The organism is Leuconostoc citreum, from assembly GCF_004354555.1.
Taxonomy (GTDB): Bacteria; Bacillota; Bacilli; order Lactobacillales; family Lactobacillaceae; genus Leuconostoc; species Leuconostoc citreum.
In genome coordinates this window covers 1-5,505 of record NZ_PUFH01000010.1, presented here as the reverse complement: position 1 = coordinate 5,505, position 5,505 = coordinate 1, and the positions used below count along the sequence as shown (strand labels likewise).

Annotated in this window: 3 tRNA genes and 3 rRNA genes; all 6 read right to left on the bottom strand. The window is 48.8% G+C overall.

The features are described 5' to 3' along the window. Positions 1–4: 4 nt before the first annotated feature. The 6 genes from C5L21_RS09400 to C5L21_RS09375 all read right to left on the bottom strand — a co-directional run bounded on the left by C5L21_RS09400 (position 5) and on the right by C5L21_RS09375 (position 5,284). Positions 5–77 (bottom strand) — tRNA-Val (locus tag C5L21_RS09400). Positions 78–81: 4 nt separating this feature from the next. Next, a tRNA-Ser gene (locus tag C5L21_RS09395) sits at positions 82–170 on the bottom strand. Between the two features lie 65 nt (positions 171–235). Continuing rightward, positions 236–352, bottom strand: a 5S ribosomal RNA gene (gene rrf / locus C5L21_RS09390). Positions 353–443: 91 nt separating this feature from the next. Then, positions 444–3,355: ribosomal RNA gene (locus C5L21_RS09385) — 23S ribosomal RNA — on the bottom strand. A 192-nt stretch (positions 3,356–3,547) separates the two neighbouring features. Further along, a tRNA-Ala gene (locus C5L21_RS09380) sits at positions 3,548–3,620 on the bottom strand. 114 nt (positions 3,621–3,734) lie between these two features. Beyond that, positions 3,735–5,284: ribosomal RNA gene (locus tag C5L21_RS09375) — 16S ribosomal RNA — on the bottom strand. Together the 16S, 23S and 5S rRNA genes with 3 tRNA genes alongside form the textbook arrangement of a ribosomal RNA operon. Positions 5,285–5,505 lie beyond the last annotated feature (221 nt).

Here is a 5,505-nt window from a genome sequence, read left to right as displayed (position 1 = left end):
CCAATGGACGCTACAGGGATCGAACCTGTGACCCCCTGCTTGTAAGGCAGGTGCTCTCCCAGCTGAGCTAAGCGTCCATAATGGAGAGGAAGGGATTCGAACCCTCGAAACAATTCCTTGTTTACATGGTTTCCAACCATGCTCCTTCGGCCAGACTCGGACACCTCTCCGATATCTTCCGTTCTCTCTTCTAATTAAAGCAAAAGCACTCTTCTCAGAGCACTCCCTATGTACGGCACCGCATCTTCCTATCCTCGCAGCCAGCGATCCGGCAACTACTTTCGGCGTGATAGAGCTTAACTTCTGTGTTCGGAATGGGAACAGGTGTGTCCTCTATGCTATCAATACGACACCTTTGAGTTATTCACTCAAAACTAAATAGTATCAAATTCTTTCTCTTCATTAAACCACTCATATTACGTTTTGAACTTCCGTTCTTGACTTTGGTTAAGTCCTCGACCGATTAGTACTAGTCCGCTACATGCCTCACAGCACTTCCACTTCTAGCCTATCTACCTCATCATCTCTAAGGGGTCTTACTTCATTAAGAATGGGAAATCTCATCTCGAGGCGAGTTTCACACTTAGATGCTTTCAGCGTTTATCTCATCCAAACATAGCTACCCAGCAATGCTCCTGGCGGAACAACTGGTACACCAGCGGTTTGTTCACCCCGGTCCTCTCGTACTAAGGGCAACTCCTCTCAAATTTCCTGCGCCCGCGACGGATAGGGACCGAACTGTCTCACGACGTTCTGAACCCAGCTCGCGTACCGCTTTAATGGGCGAACAGCCCAACCCTTGGGACCGACTACAGCCCCAGGATGCGATGAGCCGACATCGAGGTGCCAAACCTCCCCGTCGATGTGGACTCTTGGGGGAGATGAGCCTGTTATCCCCAGGGTAGCTTTTATCCGTTGAGCGATGGCCCTTCCATGCGGAACCACCGGATCACTAAGTCCTACTTTCGTACCTGCTCGAGTTGTAGCTCTCGCAGTCAAGCTTGCTTATGCCTTTACACGCTACGAATGATTTCCAACCATTCTGAGCAAACCTTTGAGCGCCTCCGTTACCTTTTAGGAGGCGACCGCCCCAGTCAAACTGCCCGCCAGACACTGTCCACGATCGCGATAAGCGACCAGTGTTAGAATGTTCATACAACGAGGGTAGTATCCCACCGTGCGACTCCGTCTAGACTGGCGTCCAAACTTCTACGTCTCCTACCTATGCTGTACAAGCAGCACAAACATTCAATATCAAGCTACAGTAAAGCTCCATGGGGTCTTTCCGTCCTGTCGCGGGTAACCCGCATCTTCACGGGTATTTAAATTTCACCGAGTCCCTCGTTGAGACAGTGCCCAGATCGTTACGCCTTTCGTGCGGGTCGGAACTTACCCGACAAGGAATTTCGCTACCTTAGGACCGTTATAGTTACGGCCGCCGTTTACTGGGGCTTCAATTCATACCTTCGCCGAAGCTAAGCACTCCTTTTAACCTTCCAGCACCGGGCAGGCGTCAGCCCCTATACTTCATCTTACGATTTTGCAGAAACCTGTGTTTTTGATAAACAGTCGCCTGGGCCTATTCACTGCGGCTCATGTTGCCATGAGCACCCCTTCTCCCGAAGTTACGGGGTCATTTTGCCGAGTTCCTTAACGAGGGTTCTCTCGCTCACCTTAGTGTTCTCCACTCGACTACCTGTGTCGGTTTGCGGTACGGGCAGTGTAATACTTCCTAGAAGCTTTTCTCGGCAGTGTGACATCTCAGACTTCTCTACTTTATTTCGATCCGCATCACAGCTTGTCCTTATAGTAGAAAGCATTTCACTCTCTACAAAACTTACTGCTTGCACGCACATATCCATCAGTGCGCATCTGGTAGCCTCCTGCGTCCCTCCATCGGTCAAACGCATTACTACTGGTACAGGAATCTCAACCTGTTATCCATCGACTACGCTTCTCAGCCTCGCCTTAGGTCCCGACTAACCCTGGGTGGACGAGCCTTCCCCAGGAAACCTTAGTCATTCGGTGGACAGGATTCTCACCTGTCTTTCGCTACTCATACCGGCATTCTCACTTGTAAGCGCTCCAGCAGTCCTCACGGTCTACCTTCGTCGCCCTTACAACGCTCTCCTATCGCGCACTTACGTGCACCCGCAGTTTCGGTAATATGTTTAGCCCCGGTACATTTTCCGCGCAATGGCACTCGACTAGTGAGCTATTACGCACTCTTTAAATGGTGGCTGCTTCTAAGCCAACATCCTAGTTGTCTATGCACTATCACATCGTTTTCCACTTAACATATATTTAGGGACCTTAACTGGCGATCTGGGCTGTTCCCCTTTCGACGGTGGATCTTATCACTCATCGTCTGACTCCCATTCATACATATCTGGCATTCGGAGTTTATCAAACTTTGGTAACCCGAGATGGGCCCCTAGGCTTAACAGTGCTCTACCTCCAGTATGCTTATAATGAGGCTAGCCCTAAAGCTATTTCGGAGAGAACCAGCTATCTCCAAGTTCGTTTGGAATTTCACCGCTACCCACAGTTCATCCGAGCATTTTTTAACATGCACCGGTTCGGACCTCCAGTAAGTTTTACCTCACCTTCATCCTGACCATGGGTAGGTCACCTGGTTTCGGGTCTACAGCATCGTACTATTCGCGCTATTCACACTCGCTTTCGCTGCGGCTCCGGTCTTTCCACCTTAACCTCGCACGATACCGTAACTCGCCGGTTCATTCTACAAAAGGCACGCCATCACCCATTAACGGGCTCTGACTTCTTGTAGGCGTCGTGGTTTCAGGAACTATTTCACTCCCCTTCCGGGGTGCTTTTCACCTTTCCCTCACGGTACTGGTTCACTATCGGTCACTAGGGAGTATTTAGCCTTACGGGATGGTCCCCGCAGATTCCGACCGGATTTCACGTGTCCGGCCGTACTCAGGATCCTGAAAAGAGTGTGCTCTATTTCGCTTACGGGGCTATCACCCTGTTTCGCCAAGCTTCCCAACTTGTTCTGCTATAAAACACTTTTGTAACTCTTATTTATCAGTCCTACAACCCCAACATGCAAGCACGTTGGTTTGGGCTCTTCCCCGTTCGCTCGCCGCTACTTAGGGAATCGATTTTTCTTTCTGCTCCTGCTGCTAATGAGATGTTTCAGTTCACAGCGTATTCCGTCGTCTATCCTATGTATTCAGATAGCGACAACTCTTTTCGAGTTGGGTTTCCCCATTCGGAAATCTCTGGGTCATAGCGTACTTACCGCTCACCAAAGCTTATCGTAGTTAGTCACGTCCTTCATCGGCTCCTAGTGCCAAGGCATCCACCACGCGCCCTTATTAACTTAACCTATACAACTTGCGTTGCGGTTTCGTTTTATGAGTTGGTCATTTTTCAGACCTGCGATTAAACCGTTCTTTTTAAAGAACTTCTTTTTGTGTTGTTTCTCGGTTCAATTTAGAATAATGTTTCCATTACTTTTAAAAGAATTTGTTACTATTCAGTTTTCAATGTACAACCAAGACAATCTTTCGATTGCCTATGGAGAATAGCGGGATCGAACCGCTGACCCCCTGCTTGCAAAGCAGGTGCTCTCCCAGCTGAGCTAATTCCCCATAGGATCATCTTTTGAACATGATACCTATTACAGTACCACACTCAAAACTAAACAAAACTTTGAACATTTGAACTTGCAATCTAATGCACTGTCACTTTCCGATTATCCTTAGAAAGGAGGTGATCCAGCCGCAGGTTCTCCTACGGCTACCTTGTTACGACTTCACCCCAGTCATCTGTCCTGCCTTAGACGGCTCCCTCCCGAAGGTTAGGCCACCGGCTTTGGGCATTACAAACTCCCATGGTGTGACGGGCGGTGTGTACAAGACCCGGGAACGTATTCACCGCGGCGTGCTGATCCGCGATTACTAGCGATTCCGACTTCGTGCAGTCGAGTTGCAGACTGCAGTCCGAACTGAGACGTACTTTAAGAGATTAGCTCACCTTCGCAGGTTGGCAACTCGTTGTATACGCCATTGTAGCACGTGTGTAGCCCAGGTCATAAGGGGCATGATGATCTGACGTCGTCCCCGCCTTCCTCCGGTTTGTCACCGGCAGTCTCGCTAGAGTGCCCAACTGAATGCTGGCAACTAACAATAAGGGTTGCGCTCGTTGCGGGACTTAACCCAACATCTCACGACACGAGCTGACGACGACCATGCACCACCTGTCACTTTGTCTCCGAAGAGAACACTTCTATCTCTAAAAGCTTCAAAGGATGTCAAGACCTGGTAAGGTTCTTCGCGTTGCTTCGAATTAAACCACATGCTCCACCGCTTGTGCGGGTCCCCGTCAATTCCTTTGAGTTTCAACCTTGCGGTCGTACTCCCCAGGCGGAATACTTAATGCGTTAGCTTCGGCACTAAGAGGCGGAAACCTCCTAACACCTAGTATTCATCGTTTACGGTGTGGACTACCAGGGTATCTAATCCTGTTTGCTACCCACACTTTCGAGCCTCAACGTCAGTTGTTGTCCAGTAAGCCGCCTTCGCCACTGGTGTTCTTCCATATATCTACGCATTCCACCGCTACACATGGAGTTCCACTTACCTCTACAACACTCAAGTTAACCAGTTTCCAATGCCATTCCGGAGTTGAGCTCCGGGCTTTCACATCAGACTTAATCAACCGTCTGCGCTCGCTTTACGCCCAATAAATCCGGATAACGCTCGGGACATACGTATTACCGCGGCTGCTGGCACGTATTTAGCCGTCCCTTTCTGGTATGGTACCGTCAAACTAAAATCATTCCCTATTTTAGCATTTCTTCCCATACAACAGTGCTTTACGACCCGAAAGCCTTCATCACACACGCGGCGTTGCTCCATCAGGCTTGCGCCCATTGTGGAAGATTCCCTACTGCAGCCTCCCGTAGGAGTTTGGGCCGTGTCTCAGTCCCAATGTGGCCGATCAGTCTCTCAACTCGGCTATGCATCATTGTCTTGGTAAGCCTTTACCCCACCAACTAACTAATGCACCGCGGATCCATCTCTAGGTGACGCCGTAGCGCCTTTTAACTTGATATCATGCGATACTAAGTTTTATTCGGTATTAGCATCTGTTTCCAAATGTTATCCCCAGCCTTGAGGCAGGTTATCCACGTGTTACTCACCCGTTCGCCACTCGCTTGAAAGGTGCAAGCACCTCTCGCTGCGCGTTCGACTTGCATGTATTAGGCACGCCGCCAGCGTTCATCCTGAGCCAGGATCAAACTCTCAATTTAAATGAATTTAAATTCATTGTTTGAAGATGTACTCTTCGATTAAACTGACTAATTGCTATATCTCTATAACGACTATCCGTTTATTGTTTGTTACGAATTGACTTCGCAAATTTGTTTTTGTTATTACTGCTAATAACTAGTCACAGATTCGTTTGTTCAAAGTTTTGTTCAGTTTTCAATGTGCTACTTGTTGTCGCTGAGACAACTATATTATCTTATCA